Origin of the sequence: Streptomyces rugosispiralis, assembly GCF_024505145.1 — a bacterium.
Taxonomy (GTDB): domain Bacteria; phylum Actinomycetota; class Actinomycetes; order Streptomycetales; family Streptomycetaceae; genus Streptomyces; species Streptomyces rugosispiralis.
The window spans coordinates 237,301-258,381 of record NZ_JANIAA010000002.1 but is presented as its reverse complement, the minus strand read 5'-3'; the positions used below and the strand labels follow the sequence as shown (position 1 = coordinate 258,381).

Annotated in this window: 21 protein-coding genes; 4 read left to right on the top strand and 17 right to left on the bottom strand. The window is 71.9% G+C overall.

Going from position 1 to position 21,081, the window contains the following annotated elements:
- The first annotated feature begins 37 nt into the window (after positions 1 to 37).
- Complete coding sequence (locus tag NP777_RS05160) at positions 38 to 973, top strand: NADP-dependent oxidoreductase (protein WP_256648840.1); 936 nt, start codon at positions 38 to 40, stop codon at positions 971 to 973.
- Positions 974 to 992: 19 nt separating this feature from the next.
- Here NP777_RS05160 and NP777_RS05155 read toward each other — a convergent pair whose 3' ends face one another.
- From NP777_RS05155 to NP777_RS05080, 16 genes are all read right to left on the bottom strand, one after another.
- Positions 993 to 1,946 carry a LysR substrate-binding domain-containing protein gene (locus tag NP777_RS05155; RefSeq protein ID WP_256648839.1) on the bottom strand — a complete coding sequence of 318 codons (954 nt, stop codon included), beginning with the start codon at positions 1,944 to 1,946 and terminating at the stop codon, positions 993 to 995.
- A gap of 206 nt (positions 1,947 to 2,152) precedes the next feature.
- The gene (locus NP777_RS48010; protein ID WP_256648838.1) at positions 2,153 to 3,034 is read right to left on the bottom strand and encodes an NAD(P)-dependent oxidoreductase; all 882 of its coding nucleotides are present in this window, start codon (positions 3,032 to 3,034) and stop codon (positions 2,153 to 2,155) included.
- Positions 3,031 to 3,708, bottom strand: coding sequence for a 4-carboxy-4-hydroxy-2-oxoadipate aldolase/oxaloacetate decarboxylase (locus NP777_RS05145; protein ID WP_256648837.1), 678 nt, complete (start codon positions 3,706 to 3,708; stop codon positions 3,031 to 3,033). The genes NP777_RS48010 and NP777_RS05145 overlap by 4 nt, the downstream gene beginning before the upstream one ends.
- Positions 3,709 to 3,726: 18 nt before the next feature.
- Positions 3,727 to 4,767 carry an L-idonate 5-dehydrogenase gene (locus NP777_RS05140; RefSeq protein WP_256648836.1) on the bottom strand — a complete coding sequence of 347 codons (1,041 nt, stop codon included), beginning with the start codon at positions 4,765 to 4,767 and terminating at the stop codon, positions 3,727 to 3,729.
- Between the two features lie 35 nt (positions 4,768 to 4,802).
- Positions 4,803 to 5,540: an SDR family NAD(P)-dependent oxidoreductase gene (locus NP777_RS05135; RefSeq protein ID WP_256648835.1), complete on the bottom strand. Its 738-nt coding sequence runs from the start codon at positions 5,538 to 5,540 to the stop codon at positions 4,803 to 4,805.
- A 37-nt stretch (positions 5,541 to 5,577) separates the two neighbouring features.
- Entirely contained in the window at positions 5,578 to 6,366 is a 789-nt protein-coding gene (locus NP777_RS05130; RefSeq protein ID WP_256648834.1) for an SDR family NAD(P)-dependent oxidoreductase, read from the bottom strand.
- 18 nt (positions 6,367 to 6,384) lie between these two features.
- Positions 6,385 to 7,311, bottom strand: a complete 927-nt coding sequence (locus NP777_RS05125) for a sugar phosphate isomerase/epimerase family protein (protein ID WP_256648833.1) — start codon at positions 7,309 to 7,311, stop codon at positions 6,385 to 6,387.
- Between the two features lie 61 nt (positions 7,312 to 7,372).
- Positions 7,373 to 8,140, bottom strand: coding sequence for an SDR family NAD(P)-dependent oxidoreductase (locus NP777_RS05120; RefSeq protein WP_256648832.1), 768 nt, complete (start codon positions 8,138 to 8,140; stop codon positions 7,373 to 7,375).
- On the bottom strand, positions 8,137 to 9,159 hold the full coding sequence (locus NP777_RS05115; RefSeq protein WP_256648831.1) for an NAD(P)-dependent oxidoreductase: 1,023 nt from the start codon (positions 9,157 to 9,159) through the stop codon (positions 8,137 to 8,139). The genes NP777_RS05120 and NP777_RS05115 overlap by 4 nt, the downstream gene beginning before the upstream one ends.
- 132 nt (positions 9,160 to 9,291) lie before the next feature.
- Positions 9,292 to 10,101: an aldo/keto reductase gene (locus tag NP777_RS05110; protein WP_256648830.1), complete on the bottom strand. Its 810-nt coding sequence runs from the start codon at positions 10,099 to 10,101 to the stop codon at positions 9,292 to 9,294.
- 37 nt (positions 10,102 to 10,138) lie between these two features.
- Entirely contained in the window at positions 10,139 to 11,248 is a 1,110-nt protein-coding gene (locus NP777_RS05105) for a M24 family metallopeptidase (RefSeq protein WP_256648829.1), read from the bottom strand.
- Positions 11,249 to 11,282: 34 nt separating this feature from the next.
- Entirely contained in the window at positions 11,283 to 12,611 is a 1,329-nt protein-coding gene (locus NP777_RS05100) for an MFS transporter (protein WP_256648828.1), read from the bottom strand.
- A gap of 193 nt (positions 12,612 to 12,804) precedes the next feature.
- Entirely contained in the window at positions 12,805 to 14,034 is a 1,230-nt protein-coding gene (locus NP777_RS05095) for an aminotransferase class I/II-fold pyridoxal phosphate-dependent enzyme (RefSeq protein ID WP_256648827.1), read from the bottom strand.
- 56 nt (positions 14,035 to 14,090) lie between these two features.
- Complete coding sequence (locus NP777_RS05090; RefSeq protein ID WP_256648826.1) at positions 14,091 to 15,062, bottom strand: 5-oxoprolinase subunit C family protein; 972 nt, start codon at positions 15,060 to 15,062, stop codon at positions 14,091 to 14,093.
- A complete protein-coding gene (locus tag NP777_RS05085; RefSeq protein ID WP_256648825.1) occupies positions 15,055 to 15,765 on the bottom strand; it encodes a 5-oxoprolinase subunit B family protein in 711 nt (236 codons plus the stop codon). The genes NP777_RS05090 and NP777_RS05085 overlap by 8 nt, the downstream gene beginning before the upstream one ends.
- A gap of 11 nt (positions 15,766 to 15,776) precedes the next feature.
- The gene (locus tag NP777_RS05080; protein ID WP_256648824.1) at positions 15,777 to 16,556 is read right to left on the bottom strand and encodes a LamB/YcsF family protein; all 780 of its coding nucleotides are present in this window, start codon (positions 16,554 to 16,556) and stop codon (positions 15,777 to 15,779) included.
- Positions 16,557 to 17,068: 512 nt separating this feature from the next.
- On the opposite strand from NP777_RS05080, the gene NP777_RS05075 reads away from it, so the two are divergent.
- Both NP777_RS05075 and NP777_RS05070 read left to right on the top strand, forming a co-directional pair.
- Positions 17,069 to 18,268, top strand: coding sequence for a S8 family peptidase (locus tag NP777_RS05075; protein WP_256648823.1), 1,200 nt, complete (start codon positions 17,069 to 17,071; stop codon positions 18,266 to 18,268).
- 309 nt (positions 18,269 to 18,577) lie between these two features.
- On the top strand, positions 18,578 to 19,984 hold the full coding sequence (locus NP777_RS05070; protein ID WP_256648822.1) for a PLP-dependent cysteine synthase family protein: 1,407 nt from the start codon (positions 18,578 to 18,580) through the stop codon (positions 19,982 to 19,984).
- A 10-nt stretch (positions 19,985 to 19,994) separates the two neighbouring features.
- On the opposite strand, the gene NP777_RS05065 is transcribed toward NP777_RS05070, so the two are convergent.
- Positions 19,995 to 20,405: a DUF4395 domain-containing protein gene (locus NP777_RS05065; RefSeq protein ID WP_256648821.1), complete on the bottom strand. Its 411-nt coding sequence runs from the start codon at positions 20,403 to 20,405 to the stop codon at positions 19,995 to 19,997.
- A 209-nt stretch (positions 20,406 to 20,614) separates the two neighbouring features.
- Between NP777_RS05065 and NP777_RS05060 the strand changes: the two genes are divergently transcribed.
- Entirely contained in the window at positions 20,615 to 21,040 is a 426-nt protein-coding gene (locus tag NP777_RS05060; RefSeq protein ID WP_256649086.1) for a TlpA family protein disulfide reductase, read from the top strand.
- The last annotated feature ends 41 nt before the right edge of the window (positions 21,041 to 21,081 follow it).

The following is a 21,081-nucleotide window of genomic DNA, read 5'->3' as shown; positions in this document are numbered from 1 at the left end:
AAAATGAATGCCTGCGTCCACACTGGAGGAAAGTGCCATGAAGGCAGTGCGTTACCACGGCTTCGGCGGCAGCGATGTCCTGCGCTACGAGGACATCGAGCGCCCGGTCCCCGGCACCGGGCAGGTGCTGGTGCGGGTGGCGGCCACATCGTTCAACCCGGTCGACGATCACATCCGCGCCGGTGTGCTGACCGAGATGATCCCGGTCGCCCTCCCCCATGTGCCCGGGATCGATCTGGCGGGCACCGTCGCCGAACTCGGCGCGGAGGTGACGGGCCTGAAGACCGGTGACCGGGTCGTGGCGATGCTGCCCCTCGGCGCCGCCGGCGCGTCCGCCGAATACGTGCTCGCCCCGGCCGAATCCCTGGTCGCGGCGCCCCGGACGATCGAGCTGGCCGACGCCGCGGCGCTGCCCCTGACCGGCCTGGCGGCCTGGCAGACGCTGTTCGAGCTCGCCGAACTGAAGCCCGGTCAGACCGTCCTGGTCAACGGGGCAGGCGGTGCGGTGGGTGGCCTCGCGGTGCAGCTCGCCGTCGAGGCGGGAGCGCAGGTGACCGCGGCGGCCGGGCCGCGCCACGCCGAGCGGCTGCGGGGCTATGGCGCGGCCCGGGTCGTCGGCCATCTCGAGCCGGCCGAGGGTCCGGCCGCCGTGGGTGGTCCGTTCCATGTCCTGCTGAACCTGGTGCGCGTCACGCCGGACGAGGCCGCGCAACTGTCGCGCTACGTCGCCGACGGCGGGGTCGCCGCCAGCGCGGCCGGCCCGATTCCCGAGGAACCCGCGCGGTCGGTGCGCACCGCGAGCCTGTTCGTCCGCGGCGACGCCGCCCAGCTGACCGAGCTGGTCGCCAGGATCGATGACGGTCGGCTCCGGCTCCACGTCGCCGCCCGCCGCCCGGTGATCGAGTCGAGCGCGGTGCACGAGGACGCCGCCACCGGGCGGCTGCCCGGCAAGACCGTCCTGATCGTTCCCTGATCGCCCGGCCGGGGCGCGCTCATGGATGGACAGCGTTGGCCGCGACGCTCGGCTCGCGCCGTCCGGCGCTGCCGGGCTGGTCCCGGATGAGCGTGCGCAGCAGGTCCGCCACCAACGCGGCGGCCTCCGAGAGAGGCTGCACCTCGGGGGTGCACAGGGACATCGCGGTGTGGAGCTGGGAATCGGCGAAGCGGTAGGCACGTACCTCGTCGGGGGCGAAGTGGGCTCGGGTCGCCGTGAGCGGCAGAACCGTCACCCCGAGCCCGCTCACCACCGCGTCCCGCAGCACCATCCCCGGCTCGATCTCGGCGACGACCGAACAGTGCAGCCCCGCGGCGTGGAAAGCGGCGTCGGTGATCCGCCGCACGGTGTGCACCTCGCTCGGCAGGATGAAGCCCAGCCGGCTCGCCTCCTTGAGGGTGATGGTGTCGCCACGGCTCGTGACGGGCGGGAGCCTCGCGCTGGAGATCAGACAGAAGTCCTCCTCCAGGACGTGCTCGAACACGACCCCCTTCACGTACCCGGGATCGTAGATGAGCGCCATGTCCACCTGTCCGAGCAGCACGGCCTGGCTCATCACCACCGTCAGGTTCTGGATCAGCTGGAGCTGGATGTTCGGATACCGTTCCCGCACCGCCCGCAGCAGCGGTACGGCCAGGCCCGGCGCCATGCTGTACGAGGCGAGGCCGACGGTCACCAGGCCGGCCGGAGTGTCACCGCCGGCGCGCAGATCGATGCGCGCGGCCTTCTCCAGCCGGAGAATGCCCTGTGCGTAGCGGTAGAGCGAACGCCCGGACGCCGTGGCCACCACACCGCGGCCGGTGCGTTCGAGCAATCGTGTCCTGACGTCGTGCTCCAGCGCGGAGATGTGCTGGCTGAGCGCCGATTGCGTGATGTGCAGCGAGTCCGCGGCCCTGGTGATGTTGCCGACGTCGACCACTCTGACGAAGTAACCGAGCCTGCGGGTGTCCATCGCGCTCCTCCTCGGAGTTGTCGTCTCGGCGGCCCAGCGCCGCTGTGCGCGGTGGCGTGGTCCTGACCGGGGCGGCACCGGCCGACGGGGCACGAGGCACGCAGGTGAACGTACCTCTCGGGGCCCGCCGGCGGAATAGGGAAGCGGGCGGGCACGGGCAGGCGGGCCGTCGGCCGGGGTCCCGGTCGGGGCAGCCCGCGCCCCGTTCACCCGGGCGGTGGCTCACCACCTCCTCCCGGCGAGAGAACCTCGTAAACGGCCGCATGGTCCTCGCCACCGAGCCCCCGGCCGAGCAGTTCCGCGAACACCTCTCCGGTGCGTCGCGACTGCGGCAGGCGGGCGCCCAGTTCGTCGGCGAGTGCGACCGCGTACCGGAGGTCCTTGACCTGGTTGGCCGCACTGCCGCCGAGACCGTACTCCCGCTGGAGGATCTTGGCGGCCTTGGCTTCCAGCACGGCACTGGCGGCCAGGCCACCCTGGAGCACCCGGACCAGTTGTTCCCCGTGGAGCCCGGCTCTGCGGGCCAGGTCGAGGGCCTCGGCCACGGACAGCAGGGTCGCGGCCACGATCACCTGGTTGCACAGCTTCGCCACCGTCCCCGCGCCGGGCGGGCCCATGTGTTCGACGGTCGCGGCGAAGGACCGCAGCACCGGCTCCACGTGGCGGTACGCCTTCGGGGTCGCGCCGACCATCAGGCTCAGGGTGCCCGCGCGAGCCCCGGCATCGCCACCGCTCATCGGCGCGTCGACCACGGTGACACCGAAGCCACCGAGCCGTTCCGCGAGCCGGCCGGCCTTCTCCCGGGAGGTGGTGCTGAGCACGACCACGTGTGTGGTGCCGTGGCCCGCCCAGTCGCGGATGACCGGGTCCGGGGCGATCTCGTCGAACTGATCGACGTCCGGCAGCGCGGACAGCACGATCTCCGCGCGGAGGTCCCCGGGGTGCGCGACGGCCCGGTCGCCGAACGCCTCCGCCTTCTGGCGGGTCCGGTTCCACACCTGGAGCGGAAAGCCCGCGCGTGCGAGGTGCCCGGCGACCGGCGCGCCCATCGGGCCGAGACCGACCACTCCGACCGTGGGTCCCTTCACCCCTCTACGACCAAACCCTTGGCCTTCAGCTTCTCCACGAGTCCGTGCACCTCGATCAGGGACCTGTCGCCACGGCGGTGCTGCTCGCGGATCTCCGTCTCATGGTCCTCCCGCTCCTGGCAGAGCCGGACGACCTCCTCGGCCTCCCGCGGGTCGACCACCACGATGCCGTCCGCGTCACCGCGCAGGATGTCGCCGGGCCGGACGATCTGCCCGCCGATGGAGATCGGCCGGTTCACCGTGCCGAGGGTTTCCTTGACCGTCCCCTCGATGCAGACCGAGCCGGAGAAGACGGGGAAGCCCAGCTCTCGCAGGTCCGCGCTGTCGCGCACACCGGAGTCGGTGACGAACGCGGCGAGGCCCTTGCTCTGGCACGCGGTGGCGAGCACATCGCCGAAGGAGCCGGCCTGCTCGAATTCCGAGGCCGCGACGATCACGACGTCACCGGGCCGGGCGTACGAGATCGCGACCTGGACCATGATGTTGTCGCCCGCCTGGGCCTCGGCGGTGAAGGCCGGGCCGCAGAAGGACATGGCGGGGTCGACGGGCTTCAGCCGGTGCGCCAGCGCGCCCTTGCGCCCCTGCGCCTCATGGATGGTCGCGGCGGAGAACCGGACGAGCGCGGCCACCACGTCCGCGGACGGGCGGTCGAAACTGGTGCGCACATGGATCATGAGAGGTTTCCTTTCGCTTCAGGACTCGGGGTCCGCGGATATGCGCAGGACCGTCTTCGACGACCGCGAGGAGTCCGCGGCGCAGGCGAAGGCGTCGGTGGCGGCGTCGATGGGGAACGTGTGGCTGAGCACCGCGTCGAGGGAGGGATCCCCGGTGAGTGTGGCGATCGCGGTGTCGAGTTCGATGTCGAAGCGCTGCGAGCCGTACAGCGCCAGTTCCTTGGCGATGACCGTCGACATGGCGACCGGGACCGGTTCGCGCGGCAGCATGCCGAGGTGGAGCACGGCGCCGCCGGGGCGCACCGCGGTCAGCGCGGTGGCGAGCGAGGAGACGGCGCCCGCCGCCTCGACCACCACGTCGAACGAGGATTCCGGAACGCTGTCGCCTTGGGAGGGTTTCACGGTCGAGGCGGCGCCGACGGCGGCCGCGACCTGGAGCGGGAAGTCATGGAGGTCGGCGGCGACGATCTCGCCGGCGCCCGCGTGCCGGAGTGCGGCGATCGCGAGGGCGCCGATCGGGCCCGCCCCGCTGACCAGCACGCGGGCGCCCCCTACCCGCTCGCCCAGACGCGCCACCCCGTGCAGGGCGACGGCCAGCGGTTCGGCGAGTACGGCCCGGCGCAACGGCAGCCCGGCGGGGAGCGGGCGCAGTTGGCCGGGCAGCACCTCCAGCAGTTCGGCGAAGCCGCCCTGGGTGTGCGGCCGGGTCGAGGCGCTGCCGAGGTACGTACCACCGGGACGCAGGTGCAGGCCGGTGGCGGTGGTGGCACCGGGCGGCGCGCAGGGCGTCGCGGGGTGGATCGCCACGCGGGTGCCGACGGCGGGTGGGTCCGGAACTCGGGGCCCGACCTGTGCGACGACGCCGACCACCTCGTGGCCGAGCACCAGTGGTTCGGTGACGGTGTACGGCCCGTTGCGGCCGTCCGCGGCGTAGTGCAGGTCCGATCCGCAGATGCCCCCGTACACGATGCGGACCGCGACCCGGTCCGGTGCCGTTCGCGGGCCCGGCGGTTCGTCCACCCGCAGGTCTCCGGGGCCATGGACGACGACGGCTTTCACGGTGGCGGGCTCCTTTCGAGGTAGGCGGGTTGGGTTCAGCGCCCGAGGTAGCCGCCGTCGACGGGCAGTACGGTCCCGTGGATGAACCGGGCGGCGTCGGAGGCGAGGAAGAGCGCGGCGCCCGCGACGTCCTGCGCGGTGCCCCACCTTCCGGCGGGGATGCGTTCGAGGATCTGGCGGTTGCGGGTCTCGTCGGCGACGAGCGCGGTGTTCATCTCGGTGTCGATGAACCCGGGTGCGATGGCGTTGACGCGGACGCCCTTCGCGGCCCACTCGTTCGCCACCGACTTCGTGAACTGCGCCACGGCCCCCTTGGAGGCGGCGTACGCGGAGGCCGTGAAGCCGCCGGTGAAGGAGAGCATCGACGCCAGGTTGACGATCACTCCCCCGCCGCGTCCGAGCATCGGACGGCCGAACAGCTGGGTCAGCTCCACGACCGTCCGCACGTTGAGCTGCTGCACCCGGTCCCAGTCCTCGACGGGGAAGTCCTCGAAGGGGTGGCGCAGGTTCAGGCCCGCGTTGTTGACCAGGATGTCGACGCGGTGGTCCCGTAGCACCTCGGCCGCGGTGGAGCGGACCCTGGCGGGGTCGCCGAGGTCGGCGGCCACCGGTATGTACTTCCCGGCGTGCTCGGTGACCTCACGGCGGTGGAGCCCCACCACGGTCGCGCCGTTGCGCAGGTAGAGGTCGGCTATCGCGTGTCCGATGCCGGTGCTGGCTCCGGTGACCACGGCGGTCCTGCCGGTCAGGTCGGCGCTGAACGGAACATCCACGGTGATGTCCTTCTGTCGTGTGTCGGGCTGTGGGGTGTCAGGCGATATGCGATCCGCCGTTGACGTCGTAGGTGACGCCCGTGAGATAGCCGGCGTGCTCGCTCAGCAGGAAGGCGATGACCGCCGCCACGTCGTCCACGGTGCCGATCCGTCCGACGGGCAGTTCCTGGAGCAGCACCGCCTTGCGCTCGTCGGACAGCGGGCCGCCCATGATGTCGGTGTCGATGGAGCCGGGCGCCACGGAGTTGGCGGTGATGCCGTACGGTCCGAGCTCCCGGGCGAGGGTGCGGGCGAAGCCGAGCAGTGCCGCCTTCGAGGCGGAGTACGCGGCGCGCCCGTACACGCCGCCGCCGCGCTCGGCGGAGGCGGACGAGATGTTCACGATGCGGCCGAGCCGCCGCTCGGCCATGATCTTCGCCGCCACCTGGGTGATGTGGAAGGTGCCGTGCACATTGACGTCGATCACCCGGCGCCACTCGGTCTCCGAGACCTCCAGGAACGGTACGGGCGAACTCACCCCGGCGTTGTTGACCAGCCCGACGAGCTGCGGCAGCGAGGTGTGCACCCGGTCCACGGCCGTCCGGACCGCGTCCCGGTCGCGGATGTCCACGCCGATGCCCAGGCAGGGCACCCCGTGCTCGTCCTGGAGACGGGTGGCGAGGTCCTGGCAGGCCCCGGCGTCCAGGTCGAGCACGGCGACCGACCAGCCCTCGGCCGCGAGCCAGGAGGCGGTCGCCCGGCCGATCCCGCGTGGCGAGGCGGCTCCGGTGACGATGGCGGTGCGTTCCGGTGGGAATTCGGCGGCGGGCGGAGGCGGAAGTGTCACGGTTCTCCTGTCGTGGGGTCAGCCGGTGCGGGGGAGGATGCGGCGGAGGTACGCGGCGTTGGCGGCGCCCACGCTCAGGCCGTCGCCGCCGTAGTGCTCGACGACGAACGCGCCGGTGAATCCGTGGGCGATCGCGTAGCGGACGGCGGCGCGGTAGTTCACGATGCCGAGTTCGAGGGACGTGGGGTGGGTGAGGACGGTGCCGGCGGCGGGGTCCTCCAGGCGCGCGTAGTTCTTGATGTGCCAGTAGTTGGCGCGCGGCAGGGTCACCGAGACCAGGTACTCCCAAGTGTCGATGGGTCGTTGCTGCCGGATGAGGTTGCCGAGGTCGGGGTTGAGCCCGACCGCGTCGTGGCCGATGTCGTCCAGGAACCGGATCGCCTCGTCGGCGCTGCCCAGGTAGGTGTTCTCGTACAGTTCCAGGGAGAGTTCCACGCCGAGGTCGGCGGCGTGGTCGCCCAGCTCCCGGAACCGGCGGACGGCGAGTCCGCGCACTTCGGGGTCCGCGGGCGCCTCGTCCGGTGGCACGGTCCAGAACCACAGGGCCCGCTGCTGTTCGGGGGTCAGGGTGTCGTGGAGCCCGAGGCACACGATGTCCGCGCCCAGGGCGGCGGCCGCGTCGATGGTCCGGTGTGAGAAGGCGAGGTTGTGCTGCCCGCGCTCCGGGTGCAGGACGCTCTGCCGGACCACGCCGACGCCCGGCACCGCGAGTCCGGCGTCGGCCAGGACGTCGCCCAGCGCCGTCAGCCGGGCGCGGTCGAGGTCGCCCAGGGGCAGCCAGGCGGTGGACAGTTCCAGGTGGGTGAACCCCTCGTCGACGACGGGCTGGAGGAGGCGGCGCCACTCCTCGGGATCCAGCTTCGACACCGGGGTGCCGTCCGCCGCGTGCGGTGGGAACTGCAGCATGGCCGCGGCGATCGGCCAGTCCTCGGGCGTGTGGGGCACGGGGAGACGGGACGGGGTGACCAGGGACGGCCGCTCGGTGTGCACCGGGGGCACGGGAGACCTATCCAATGCGAAGACCTCCGTTGATGTTGTACGTCGCGCCGGTGATGTACCCGGCCTCCGCACCGATGAGGAATTCGATCAGCGCGGCGACATCACGTGTGGTGCCGAGCCGTCCGACCGGCAGCTGCGCCAGGAACGCGGGCTTGCGGTCGTCGGTGATGCGGCCGCCCATGATGTCGGTGTCGATCGTGGCCGGTGCGACCACGTTGACCGTCACCCCGTACGAGGCCACTTCCAGCGCGAGCGCGCGGCTGAACGCCTCCATCGCGCCCTTGGACGCGGCGTAGGTGGACTTGCTGTACGTGCCGCCGCCGTTCTGCATCGCCGTCGACCCGAGGGTCACCACCCGGCCGTAGCCGCGCTCGACCATGCCGGGCACGACGCGCTTGCTGACCACGAAGGTGCCGGTGGCGTTGATCCGCAGGACACGTTCCCAGGTGGCCAGGTCCACGTCGAGGAAGGACACCGGTGAGCTGATGCCCGCGATATTGGCCAGGGCGGTGATGGGCGGCAGTTCCGCCTCGAAGGTGGCGACGGCGGCGTCCACGGAGGCGGGGTCGGCGATGTCCGCGACCACCCCGGCCGCCGCTACGCCGTGTTCGGCGCCCAGCGTGGCGGCCACCTTCTCGACCTCCGCATCGACGTCGAGCAGGGCGAGGGCCCAGCCCGCGGCGGCCAGCCGCGCCGCCAGCGAGCGGCCGATGCCGCGCTCCGAGGCCGCTCCGGTGATGACCGCCGTACCGTGGTGCCCAGGGTCGTCCGTCATGTCCTGTCCTTCTCGTCGTCGACTTCGTTCCGGTGCGGCCGAGTTCCGTCCGGGAAAGGCCCGTTGACCGTCTCGACGGGCCGCTCGCCACGGCTCACCGCGATCAGCGACGCCACCACGCTCGCCGAGACCGCGGCGGTGTACTGATCCGTCCAGCACAGGGAGTGCGGGGCGAGGACGACGTTCTCCAGCGCGGTCAGCGGGCTGTCCGTGCGCAGCGGTTCCTCGGTGAACACATCCAGTCCGGCGCCCGCCAGCCGTCCGTCCGACAGGCGCGTGGCCAGCGCCTCCTCGTCGACCACCACACCGCGCGAGACGTTGATCAGCCGCGCGGCCGGCCGCATGAGGGCCAGCTCGCGCTCCCCGATGAGGTGCCGTGTGCGGGGGTTCGCGGCGACGGCGACGACCACGTAGTCACTCGTCGCCAACACCTCGTCCAGTGCGCGGAGTTCGATGCCGATCTCGGTCGCCTCGCGGCGGCGGTCGCCGCGGTTGTACCCCAGCACCCGCAGCCCCTGTGCGCGCACCCTGCGCGCGGTCTCCAGACCGATGCCGCCCAGCCCGACGATGCCCACCGTCGCCCCGGCCAGCCCCGGCCCCCGCCACTCCCGCCGCTCCGCCCACCGCCCCTCGCGCACCAGCCGGTCCTTGACGACCAGGTTGTGCGACAGCGCGTACAGCAACGCGATCACGGAGTCGGCCACCGGTCGCCGCACCGCCTCGGGGGTGTTGGTCACCAGCACACCGCGCCGGGCGCAGGCGTCGGTGTCCACGGCGTCGAAGCCGGCGCCGAACCGCGCCACATGCCGCAGCCGTCCCGACTCCGGTATCGACGCGGCCGAGACCCGCTCGGGTCCCAGCACGAGGACCGCGTCGGCCCCTTCGAGCTGGTCCGCCCGCAGCTCCTCGACCTCGTCGTCCAGCACTCGCCACGCAAGCCCGGCGTCGGTCAGCCGGGAGAGCCCGATATCGCCGAAAACGGTGCTCCCGTCCGGCTCGGCATAACCGCGTGTGACCACGACCTGATAAACCACAATGGCCTCTCTCCGCATTCGATGACCGCTGTCGGAGCGTAGTTCCGCCAGGCCGCCCGGAGCGGTCGGAGCGGAAAGCCGCATGGCGGCATCGCGATTTCCGATGATTCCCCGGCGTTATGCCGCGGCGACGCCCGAAAGGCCGTTGATCTCGCCGATATCCTCCGGGGTCAGCGTGATGCCGGCGGCCGACAGATTCCGCTCCATCCGGTCGCGATGCGCGGATTTCACGGTCACCGCCACCTTGTGGTGCAGATTCCACGCCAGGACGACATCACGCGCCGAACGGCCGTGGCGCCGCGCGACATCGGCGAGTACCGGATGGTCCAGATCGGTGCCGCGCAGCGGGCTGTGCGCACTGAGCACCACCCCGCGTCGGCGCATCGCCCCGGCGAAGTCCGCGTCGTGGTTCCCCGGTCCCCACCGCACCTGGTTGACGGCCGGGTACTCCCCCGTCGCCTCGTGCAGCGCGTCGATGAGTTCGACCGAGTAGTTGCTGACGCCGATGGCCCGCACGAGGCCCTCGTCGCGGGCGCGGATGAACTCGCGCCAGCTGGTGACGCCCGGGAAGCCGCCGGGCGGCCAGTGGATCAGCCACAGATCGACGTAGTCGCAGCCCAGCGCGGCCAGGCTCGCCTCCAGCGTCAGCCGTTCCCTGCCGACCTGGTCGGGCGGCATCTTGGTGGTCACGAACAGCTCGGACCGGGGCAGGCTCGTCGCCGCGAGGGCCGCTCCGACAGCGGCCTCGTTGCGGTAGCGCGTGGCGGTGTCGACGAGCCGGTAGCCGACCGACAAGGCGGTCAGCACCGCCTCGGTGGCCTGGTCGCCGCGCATCGGATGGGTGCCGAAGCCGAGCAGCGGCATGGTGCGGCCGCCCGCGTCGGCCGTGGGCACCCGGCCCGCTCCCGACGGCAGGGATGTGTCCATGAATGTTCTCCTCATGCGGTGGTGGCCGGTCGCCGGGTCAGTGGAGTTCGACGAGCCGCAGCGGCGTGCGCGCCTGCGGTTCCGCGCCCGAGTCGGTCAGCACGACGGTCTCCGCCAGCTCGACCGCGCCACGGCCCGGCACCGCGACCTCCGTCCGTATGCCGAGCACCATGCCGGGCTCGGCGGTCACCGCGCTGTCACGCGGCAGTGGCAGCGACGCCCCGCCGCCGCGCAGCGCGACGATCCGGCAGGCCGCGGCGTGCTCACCCGTCTCGCGGCCGAACGCCTCGCGGTCGAACGCCTCGCGGTCGAACGCCTCGCGGTCGAACGCCTCGCAGCCGTCGCGGAGCGGGGCGCCCGGCCGCAGCGCCGCCAGCAGCGAAGCCGTCGCGGCGGCACACGCGGCGCCCGCGGCGCGCAACGGGCCGTCCGGCTCGCCGAGTACGGCGGTCGCGGCGGCATATCCGGCGACCCCGTCCAGCAGCGGGTGCAGGACGAAACGGACCGGTGTCCCGGCCGTCAGCCGGGCGGTGCCGGGGTCGTGGCCGCGGACGGTCACCAGGTCCGTGCCGGCCGCCCGGCCGGTCGGGCCGTATGGGTTGTACGTGCCGTACGGGCCGCACGGGTCGTACCACCCCAGCAGGCCACCGGCGCGGCGGATCGAGCGGTCGACGTTGCCCGACAGCTCCCGTACGTCCATGCCGACGCGCAGATGGTCCATGACCGCCGTATAGCCGACGGCGGCGAGGTCGACGGCCGCGGCGACCGCGGGGAGTTCACCGGGCTCACCGCTCGCCAGTTCGGTGAAGACCAGGTCGGCGGCGGGTCGCAGCCGCACTCCCGCCTCGCTGACCTGTCCGAACACCTCCCACGGCAGATCGGCGTCCGCGCCGACCACGCCGTCCGCCACGCCGCCCGCGCGCAGCACGGCCGTGATCGCGGTGGGGAGATCACCGGCCGCGCTCGTCATCGTGCCCTCGGTGGTGAGCAGGACGGCGGTCCCGTCGGCGAGGCCGGGCGTCCGTCCCAGCGCATACCGGCGCGCTCCGGGCGAGGTCAGCAGCAGGGCCGCGAAGCCCGCCTTGTCCAGCTGTTCGCGGAGCCGGTCCAAGCCGGTTCCGGCCTGGCACGTGACCGTTGTCGTCACGGGGCCACCGTCCTTTCGGATGTGCGGGTGAGGGTCAGCGCTTGAGTGGTTCGAAGGCCGTCTCGCGGATGCGCAGCGCGGCGACCCCGGCGACGGCGGAGGTGAGGACGAGGTAGATGGCCGGGATCCAGGCGCTGCCGGTCGCGGCGATGAGGGCCGTGACGAGCAGCGGGGCGGCGCCGCCGAAGATCGCGGTGCCGAGGTTGTAGCCGACGCCGTACGCCACGGTGCGTACGCGGGTGGGGAACAGTTCGGCGAGCGTCACCTGCATCACGCCGTTGGTGCCGGCGAAACACAGGGACATGAGCACCGCGCCGATCGTCGCCGTGGCGAAGGACCCCCGCGTCAGCAGCCAGTAACACGGGAAGCCGATGACGACCATGGTGAACGCCGAGGTGCTGAGCAACCTTCTGCGGCCCAACCGGTCGGACAGCCGCCCGGCGTAGAGCACGGCGAACGTGCCGACGGCCAGCATGATGGCCGTGACGAGCAGGCCCTCCAGGGCCGAGAAGTGCATCTCGTCCTTCATGAACGACGGCATGTAGATGAACAGGATGAAGTAGCCGGAGCTGTTGAGCAGCGGCAGCACGATCGTCGTCCCCATCGCGCGCCGGGTCTCGGGGGACGCGAGGGCTTCCCGGAGCGGACTGCCGGTCACCCGGCCCTCCTCCTCGGCCTCGGCGAACTCCGGCGACTCGTCGGCCATGCGCCGGATGATCAGGCCCACCACGCCGAGCGGCAGGGCGAGGAGGAACGGCAGCCGCCAGCCCCACGTCTCCATGGACGAGGAGCTGAGCACCGCGGTGAGCAGGGCCGCGAACAGGGTGCCGAGCAGCATCGCGATGAACGTGGCGGCGTTGGCGTAGCTGACCACTCGCCCCCGGCGCCCCTCCCCGGCGTGTTCGGCGAGGAACGAGTTGCCGTTGCCGGGTTCGCCGCCCATCGCGAAGCCCTGGATGAAACGCAGCAGCACCAGGGCGATCGGTGCCCAGACGCCCGCCACGGCGTAGCTCGGCAGAAAGCCGACCAGAGCGGTGGACAGGCTCATCATGGTGATGAGCACCAGCAGTACCCGCTTGCGGCCTATCCGGTCACCCCACGACCCGGCCACCGCGGCGCCCAGCGGGCGGAAGAAGAAGGGAATGGCGAACGCGAGGAATGTCAGCAGGACACTCGTGGTGGGGGCGTCGCTGGGGAAGAACACGACCGCGAGAGTTCCGGCCACGAAGCCGTAGACCGCGTTGTCGTAGAGTTCGATGAAGACGCCGACGAGGCCACCGATGATCGAGGCTTTCGTCGCTTTCGGCGTGTTGTCCGTGGAGACCCTCTGCGCGGGCGGCGGGGCTTGGGAAACCTTGTTCACGAGGACTACCTTTCTCAAGGGTGACGCCGTCGTCACCGGAAGGCTGACACCTGCCGACTGTGGCCAGCCATTGTTTCCTCGGCATTGCTGGAATATATACAGGGGTGCCGGACCCAGCTCCGTTTCCTCTTCCGCCATCAAGGAAACTTATCGCTGCCGGGCCACGATTGGTACGCGGGCCGGTGCGATTTCTTCAGCGGCGCAGCAGGGATACCGAATGAGCGAGTCCGGCAAGGGCCTCTCGAATGGTGTCGGAGGACAATGCGAAGCTGGCCCGGAAATGGCCGGGGAAGCCGTAGGAGTCGCCCGTGATCACCACCACCCCGGAGGTCTCCAGGAAGTGTTCCGCGAGATCGGCGTCGGACGCGAGCGTCACCCCCGACGGCGTCACTGCCCCCATGAGCGCGGAGGCGTCGGTCCATACGTAGAAGCCGCCCTGGGGGACCGTCGGGCGCAACCCGTCGATCTCGCCGAGTCCGGCCACGAGCAGGTCCCGGCGTTCGGTGTAGACCCGCACCGTGCGGTCGATGAACTCCCGGCCGCCGTCGAGCGCGGCGACCGCGGCCGCCTGGCTCACCGACGACGGGCAGGACGAACTCTGTGACTGGAGCGTGCCGATCGCCCCGCACAGGGACGCCGCCCCGGCACCGTAGCCGATGCGCCAGCCCGTCATGGCGTACGCCTTGGACACCCCGTTGACCAGGAAGACGCGCTCTCGCAGGTCGGGTGCGACGGTCACCGCGCTGGGCACCGGCCGGTCACCGAAGTTGATCTCGTCGTAGATCTCGTCGCACAGCACCGAGACATGCGGATGGGCGCGCAGGACGTCCGCGAGCCCGCGCAACTCCTCCTCGCCGTAGACCGCGCCGGTCGGGTTGTTCGGCGTGTTCAGTACGACCCATTTCGTCCGGTCGGTGATGGCCTCGCGCAGCCTGCCGGGGGTGAGCTTGTACCCCTCGGCCGCCGTGGTGCCGACGATCACGGGCCGCCCGCCGTTCACCGTGACCATGTCCGGATAGGACACCCAGTACGGGGCCGGCACGATCACCTCGTCGCCCTCGTCGAGGGTGGCCACGAACGCCAGGAAGATCAGTTGCTTGGCGCCGCCGCCCAGGCACATCTCCTCGGTGCCGTAGGACTGCCCGGTCTTCCGCAGCAGCCGGGCGGTGATCGCCTGCCGCAGGGCGGGTGTGCCGTTCGCCGAGGTGTATTTCGTCTCACCCGCGCGAATGGCCGCGATCGCCGCCTCCTTCACATGGTCCGGCGTATCGAAATCGGGCTCGCCGATGGTGAGCGGAAGAACCTCGCGACCCGCCTCCTGAAAGGCGCGCACCCGGTCCGCGACCCGGGAACTCGGTGATTCCTTGACCCGTGACATCCGCTCGGCCAGCACGGGCGTCTGTAGCGTTTCGAACAAAGTCATCCTCGTTCTCCTCCGGCGGTGCGGTAAGAAGGTGCGTGGGAAGCGGATGTGAAGTGTCAGGAAAGTGCCGCGAAGGCGGTTCGCGCGCGGAGCGCGATCCGGTCCAGGAGCCGCCGTCGCTCCAGGTAGGCGGCGGTGGCGGCGGCCGCGGTCGTCCGCCGGAAGCGGATCTCCTGGCCGGGCCTGAGCTGCGCCGCGACATCCTGGGCCCGCGAGGTGAGCACCGCGAGCACCGGGTATCCCGCGGTGATCCCGCGGCCGCGCATCAGGACGAGCAGTTCGTCGCCGGTCGGGGCCTCGATGGCCCCGACCGGCACCCCGCGCGACAGCACCTCCCCGGGGGCCGATCGCCGCGGCACGTAACCGGCCACGCGAAGACCGACGTGGTTGATGCGCGGAGTGACCGTGTACCGGGAGTCGAACAGCCGCTGGAGCCCGGAGCCGAACTCCGCGGCGTCGGGCCCGTCGATGACGTCCAGCACCCCGGGCACCCGGCCGATGTCCCGGGGGATCCCGAAGTCGAAGACGGTGGCCCCGAAGCGCCGGTTCACCAGTGGTGGATGGGAGCGGAACAGGGACAGGGGCGCGCCGGAGGTGACGGGGGTGCCGAACTCGATCATCGAGTCAGGCGCACAACTCCCCATCAGCCGGGGCACGTCGAACGACCCGTGCACGGCGACGTAGGCGCGCAGACCCGCGTCGGAGATGCCGACCCGCACCGTCTCCCCCGCCCGCACCGACAGCGGGGTCCACGCCGGATACGGCCGGCCGTCGACAGCGGGTTCGGACGGCGCTCCGGTGACGGCCATCAGGACGTCATGGCTGGGGCGGAGGGTGAGGCCGAAACCGGTGGTCTCGATGAGCGGGTCCGTGGGCGCGTTGCCGACCAGGGCGTTCGCCGCACGCGCCGCGAACTGGTCGAGGGCGCCGTTGACCGCGAGGCCGCGCGACGGGCCGCGGGTGCGGCCGAGATCGGTGACCACAGCCGCCGTCGCGGACTCGACGTACAGCTCGGGCCGGTCAGTCATCGTGCCGGTAACGCATCGGGGTGCCGAGAAGGCCGTCGTAGGCGACCTGGCCGACGGGGCGGAACCGCACCCTGTCGCCGGGCCGGTACGGCACGACGGCCTCGGCGTCGGTCCGCAAAATGTCCAGCGGGGTACGGCCGATCTGCCGCCAGCCGCTGGGCGCGGCGACGGGACCGATGACCAGCTGGCGGCCCGCGACGGAGATCGCACCCGGTGGCACCCGCAGCCGGGGAGTGGCCAGCCGGGGAACGGGCACCGGGAAATCCGGTCCGTCCGTCATGGCCGACGCGGCGGGACCGCCCAGACAGCGGATGAGATGCTCCTTCGCGCAGACGAGTTCGACGACCCTCGCCACCGGCTCACCGATCACATCGGCCACCCATCCGAGGTCGGGGCCGGCGTCGCCGCCGAACAGCACGGGTACGTCGATGACACCGGAGCGGACCGGCTCGTCCTCCCCCGGCATGGCGTCCCAGAAGTCGATGTGCGACGTGATCGCCTCAGCCGTCGCGTGGTACGGGTCGAACTCCACGAGCACCGCGTCGTACGTCGGGACGGCGGACACCGTGGGATGAACCGCGCCGCGGTTCAGCCATCCCGCGAGCCGGTGCACCGCCCTCCACACGTCGTCGGTGCCGGTGCCGACCACGGTGACACGCAGCGCGGCGTCGCCGCAGGGCGATACCTCGATCTTGGTTGCCATCCCGGTGTCCGTCACGCCGCCCGGACACCCAGCACCTCGTCCAGCGGCGCCGGCCGGACTCCGGCGGCCCGCAGTTCGGCACGGATGCGCGAGGCGAGCTCCAGTGCCGCGGGGCCGTCGCCGTGCAACTGTACGCAGTCGGTCCGGACCGGCAGGTCCACCCCGTTCCGGCTGGTGATCAGCCCCTCGGTCACCATCCGGACGGTGCGGCGGGTGACCTCGTCCGGGTCGTGGAGCACGGCTCCGGGCTCCGACCGCGACACCAGCGTGCCATCGTCCTCGTAGGCCCGGTCGGCGATGCCCACCATGGCCATCCGCAGACCGCGTTCGCGCGCCACGGCCGCCATCTCGCCCTCCTGCATCAGGATCACCAGGGACGGGTCGAACGCCTGGACCGCGTCGGCGACGGCCTCGGCGTAGTCCCGCCGGGTCACCACGAGGTTGCCGAGGCGCCCGTGCGGTGCGAGGTGGTTGACGCGGGTGCCGTGCGCACGGGTGAACGCGGACAGCGCACCGAGCTGGTAGAGGACGTCCGTGCGCACCTCGTTCGGGCTCAGGTCCATCGCCCGGCGCCCGAAACCCACCAGGTCGGGGAAGCTCGGATGGGCTCCGACGCCGACGCCGCGCTCGACACAGGCGCGTACGGTCGCGTCCATCACCCGCGGATCCCCCGCGTGGAAACCGCATGCCACGTTCGCGGAGGTCAGCAGTTTCAGCAGTTCGGCGTCGTTGCCCATGGTGTAGGACCCGAAACTCTCTCCGAGATCGGCGACCAGATCGACGACAGGCACAGTGAGGCTCCTTTCCCGCCGGGGACGGGACAGCGTCCGAACCACGTCCGGCACTCGTGTGAACGGATCCGGTATGGACCGTGTCCAGCTGAGACGCTAGATCCGGCGCGGCCCGGGAAGAAGGGCACATCAGAAAGGCCCATGGCCGCATAGCGGTTACCGATGGGACCGCGCACGGGGTCTTGACACCACCGGCGGACACGCCCGAGGGGCGTGCCTCAGCGGCCATGGGCGGCCACCGGGGACGTGCGGTGGCCGCCCCTCCCGGCGCCGCCGGGCGCGCGGCGGTGTGTACGGGTGATTGCGGGAATTTGACCGCACGCGACAACACATGACACACCGCTACGTGTACGTGTCGTGTTGATGTCATCCCTTGCCGCCCACAGACGGCCCGGCGAATCCTCGACGAGCCGGGAGCGCGACCATGCGCTCCCCGCGAACCGCGCAAGGCCCACAACCGCAGAGCGCGCACGCACCACGGCGCGCCACCGAACGAGGAGGACTCCCTCGCGATGGCAGTGATGCGTACCACCAAGCGGCGGATCGCCGCGGGAATCGCCGCCGCGGCGGCCATCGGAGCAGCCACGGTGCTCCCCGCCCACGCCGCCCCGGCCGAAGGCACGGTCCTGCACGCCGGAGCCGCGGAAGCGGTTCCGGGCAGCTACATCGTCACCCTGAAGAAGACGGCCGACTTCAAGGCCACCTCCGCCCGGGGCAAGGACCTCATATCCGGATACGGCGGCGAGGTGAAGCGGACCTTCACCACCGCGCTGAACGGCTACGCGGCGAAGCTCGAGCCCAGCGAGGCCAGGAGACTCGCCGCCGATCCGGCGGTCGCCTCCGTCGAGCAGGACCAGAAGGTCCACGCCGACGCGACCCAGACCGACGCGCCCTGGGGCCTGGACCGGGTCGACCAGTCCAGCCTGCCCCTGAACGGCACCTACACCTACCCCGACAGCGCCGGCAGCGGGGTGACCGTCTACGTCCTCGACACCGGTGTGCGGATCACCCACGCGCAGATCAGCGGCCGGGCGTCGTACGGCTACGACTTCGTGGACAACGACACCACGGCACAGGACGGCTACGGGCACGGCACGCACGTCGCCACCACCGTCGCCGGCAGCACCTATGGCGTGGCCAAGAAGGCGAAGATCGTGGCCGTCCGGGTGCTCGGCAACGACGGGTCCGGCACCACGGCCGGTGTCATCGCGGGCGTGGACTGGATCACCGCCAACCACTCCGGTCCGTCCGTCGCCAACGTGTCGCTGGGCGGCGGCGCCAGTACCTCCCTCGACAACGCGGTGACCAAGTCGATCGCGTCCGGGGTGACCTACTCCATCGCGGCCGGCAATTCCAACGCCAACGCCGCCAACTACTCCCCCGCCCGGGTGCCGACCGCCCTCACCGTCGGCGCCACCACCAACACCGACGCGCGGGCGAGCTACTCCAACTACGGTTCGACCGTGGACCTCTTCGCCCCGGGCTCGAACATCACGGCCGGCTGGAACACCTCCGACACCGCCACCTACACGGGCTCCGGGACGTCCTTCGCCGCCCCGCATGTCTCGGGCGCCGCGGCGATCTATCTCTCGGGCCACACCACCGCGTCCCCGTCCCAGGTGGGGAGCGCGCTGGTGGACGGGGCCACGTCGGGGGCGCTCTCCGGTATCGGTTCGGGCTCGCCCAACAAGTTGCTCAAGATCGTGCAGTGACGCCCTGATCGGCGCACCGGACCTCCGCTGATCACACCCGCCGCCCGCCGGGCCCCACCCGGCGGGCGGCACTCCGCTGTCCGGCGGTGCGACGCTTTCCCCACCGGTCGGCCGTGTCGCCACGGACGTGACTCGCCACGGACGGGTGTCGCCACGAACGTGACTCGCCACGGACGTGACTCGCCACGGACGCGTGTCGCCACGGACGGGTGTCGCCACGCCGCTGCCGCCGCGGGAGGTGACGAAACGGACCAGACTGTCCACCGACCGATACCCACGGCCCGCACCGGGCCCCCATCAGGCGGAGCCATGACTCTTCACGAATCCCTGCTCGACGCTGTCGGCGACACCCCACTGGTCAGACTCACGAGGATCGCGTCCGGGGTGCCCGCCCCCGTCTACGCCAAGGTGGAGTTCTTCAACCCCGCCGGCAGCGTCAAGGACCGGGCGGCGCTGGGCATGGTCCTGGCGGCGGAGAAGTCCGGGGCACTGGCGCCCGGCGGCGTCATCGTCGAGGGGACCTCCGGCAACACCGGAATGGCGCTGGCCATGATCGCCGCTCAGCGGGGCTACGGGTCGATCGTCGTCGTCCCGGACCGTACGAGCCCCGAGAAGATCAAGACGCTCGAGGCGTACGGCGCCGAGGTCGTCGTCACCACGGGGGCGCTCCCGCGTGAGCATCCGGAACACGTTCGCAACGTCGCCACGCGCCTGGCGGCGCGGACACCTGGCGCCTGGTACGCCAACCAGTACGACAACCCGGCCAATCCGGAGGCCCACCGGACCACGACCGGCCCGGAGATCTGGGCCGAGACCGGCGGCCGGGTCACCCACTTCGTCGTCGGCGTCGGCACGGGCGGGACGGTCACCGGGACCGGCGGTTTCCTCAAGGAGGCCAGCGGCGGCCTGGTCCGGGTGATCGGCGCCGATCCGCTGACATCCACGTACTCGGGCGGCGACGGAAGTCCGTACTACGTGGAGAGCATCGGCCACTACCTCCACCCGCGGACCGCGGAGGACGAGTACCCGGAGTCGTACGATCCGTCCGTGGTGGACCGGTTCGAGCGGATCGGAGACCGTGAGTCGATCATGACCGTGCGCAGGCTGGCCCGCGAGGAGGGCATCCTCGCGGGCGGCTCGGCGGGCACGGCGGTGGCCGCGGCGCTGCGGGTGGCCGCCGCCCTCACCCCGGACGACCTGGTGGTGGTCCTGCTCCCGGACTCGGGCCGGGGATATCTGTCGAAGTACTTCGACGACGGCTGGCTGCGGCGCTTCGGCTTCCTGGAGGACCTCGCGGACACGCCGACGGTCGCCGACGTCCTGGGCGACCGCCCGGCCCCCCTCACCGCCCTTCCGTCCACGGCCACGGTCGCCGACGCGCTGCACGCCGCCGGAGCGCTCGTCCCGGTGCGTCTCCCCCGCTCCGGCGGCAACGCGACGACCGATGTGTCCGAGGTCATCGGCGCCGTGCGGCCGCAGGCGCTCCGCGCCCTGGTGGCCGGGGATCCCTCAGCGTCCGCCGCTCCGCTCCGCCGACATCTCCTCCCCTCGCCCCCGGCCGTGGGCATCGGCGAACCCGTCGACGAGGCCACCGCCCGGCTCGACCCGGACACCGGCACCGCCTGGGTCCTCGTCGACGGCCGGGTGTCCGGCACCATCACCCACGACGCCCTGAGCCCTGCCCGTGCCGCGGGACCGGCGGGCCGGGCGACCTGAGCACACGTGGTCAGGCGCTTCGGACGCGGCGGACGAGCAGGTACAGCTCGCAGCCGAGGCAGTAGCCGAAAGCCGCGTTGAGGAAGGCCGCGGCGAGGGCGAGCGCGGCCGCGGCCAGGCCCAGCCAGTCGACGGCGGCGAGGTGGCCGACGGTGCCGACCAGGCCGAAGCCGAGGCCGACGGCCTGGGCGAAGCGGGGCGGCCTGGCGTCCTCCAGCTCACCGGGCGGAGAGAGCCTGGGCCGAACGGCCACTTGGTACAGCCGGCCGTACGGGGAGTACCGCGGGCCGGCGAACGCGCCGAGCGCGAAGACCACGGTCTGCGCGGCGAGCAGGGCACCGCTGCCGGTGATCAGTGCCGCGGACAGGACAAGTGTGGTGAGCGCGGCGGCGAACCGCGGGCCGCGCGGGTCGATCTGCATGGGGAGGACTCCGGGAGGCGGGAGGACGGCGATGACCGGTGCGGGTGTCAGCGACAGCGGGAGGCCGTGGCCCGGCACAGGTCGACCACACGGCGGCTGGTCAGCCGCGGCGAACCGGGGGAGTCCATGGCGGTCATGCTAGTGGAACGGTGTCGGCGGGACGATGGCCGGTTGCCCGGGAAGGAGCCGGGCGGATGCAGACTGGTGGCATGACCGGGCTGGTGGTGTGTGCCGCGGCGCTCCTTCTGGCGAGCGCCTTCGGAGTCGTGCGCGCGACGCGCGACGGGAGACTCCGGGCGCGGCCGCGGGATGGCGCGGTGCGGCTGTCGGCGGTGGAGCTCGGGGCCGAGTTGGGGGACCGGGCCACGCTGGTCCAGTTCTCCACCGCCTTCTGCCAACCGTGCCGGGCGACACGGCGGTTGCTGACGGAGATCGCCGGGACGACGCCGGGTACGGCGCATGTGGAGATCGCCGCGGAGGACCGGCTCGAGCTGGTCAGGCGGCTGGGAATCCTGCGGACGCCGACGGTGCTGGTGCTCGACCGGGCCGGCCGGGTCGTCGGCAGGGCGTCCGGGCAGCCCCGGCGCGCGGAGGTGATGGCGGCCATCGGCGAGGCGACCGGGGCCACCGCGTAACGGCCGACGGCCACCGCCCGCTTGGCGCGCGAGCGGCCCGC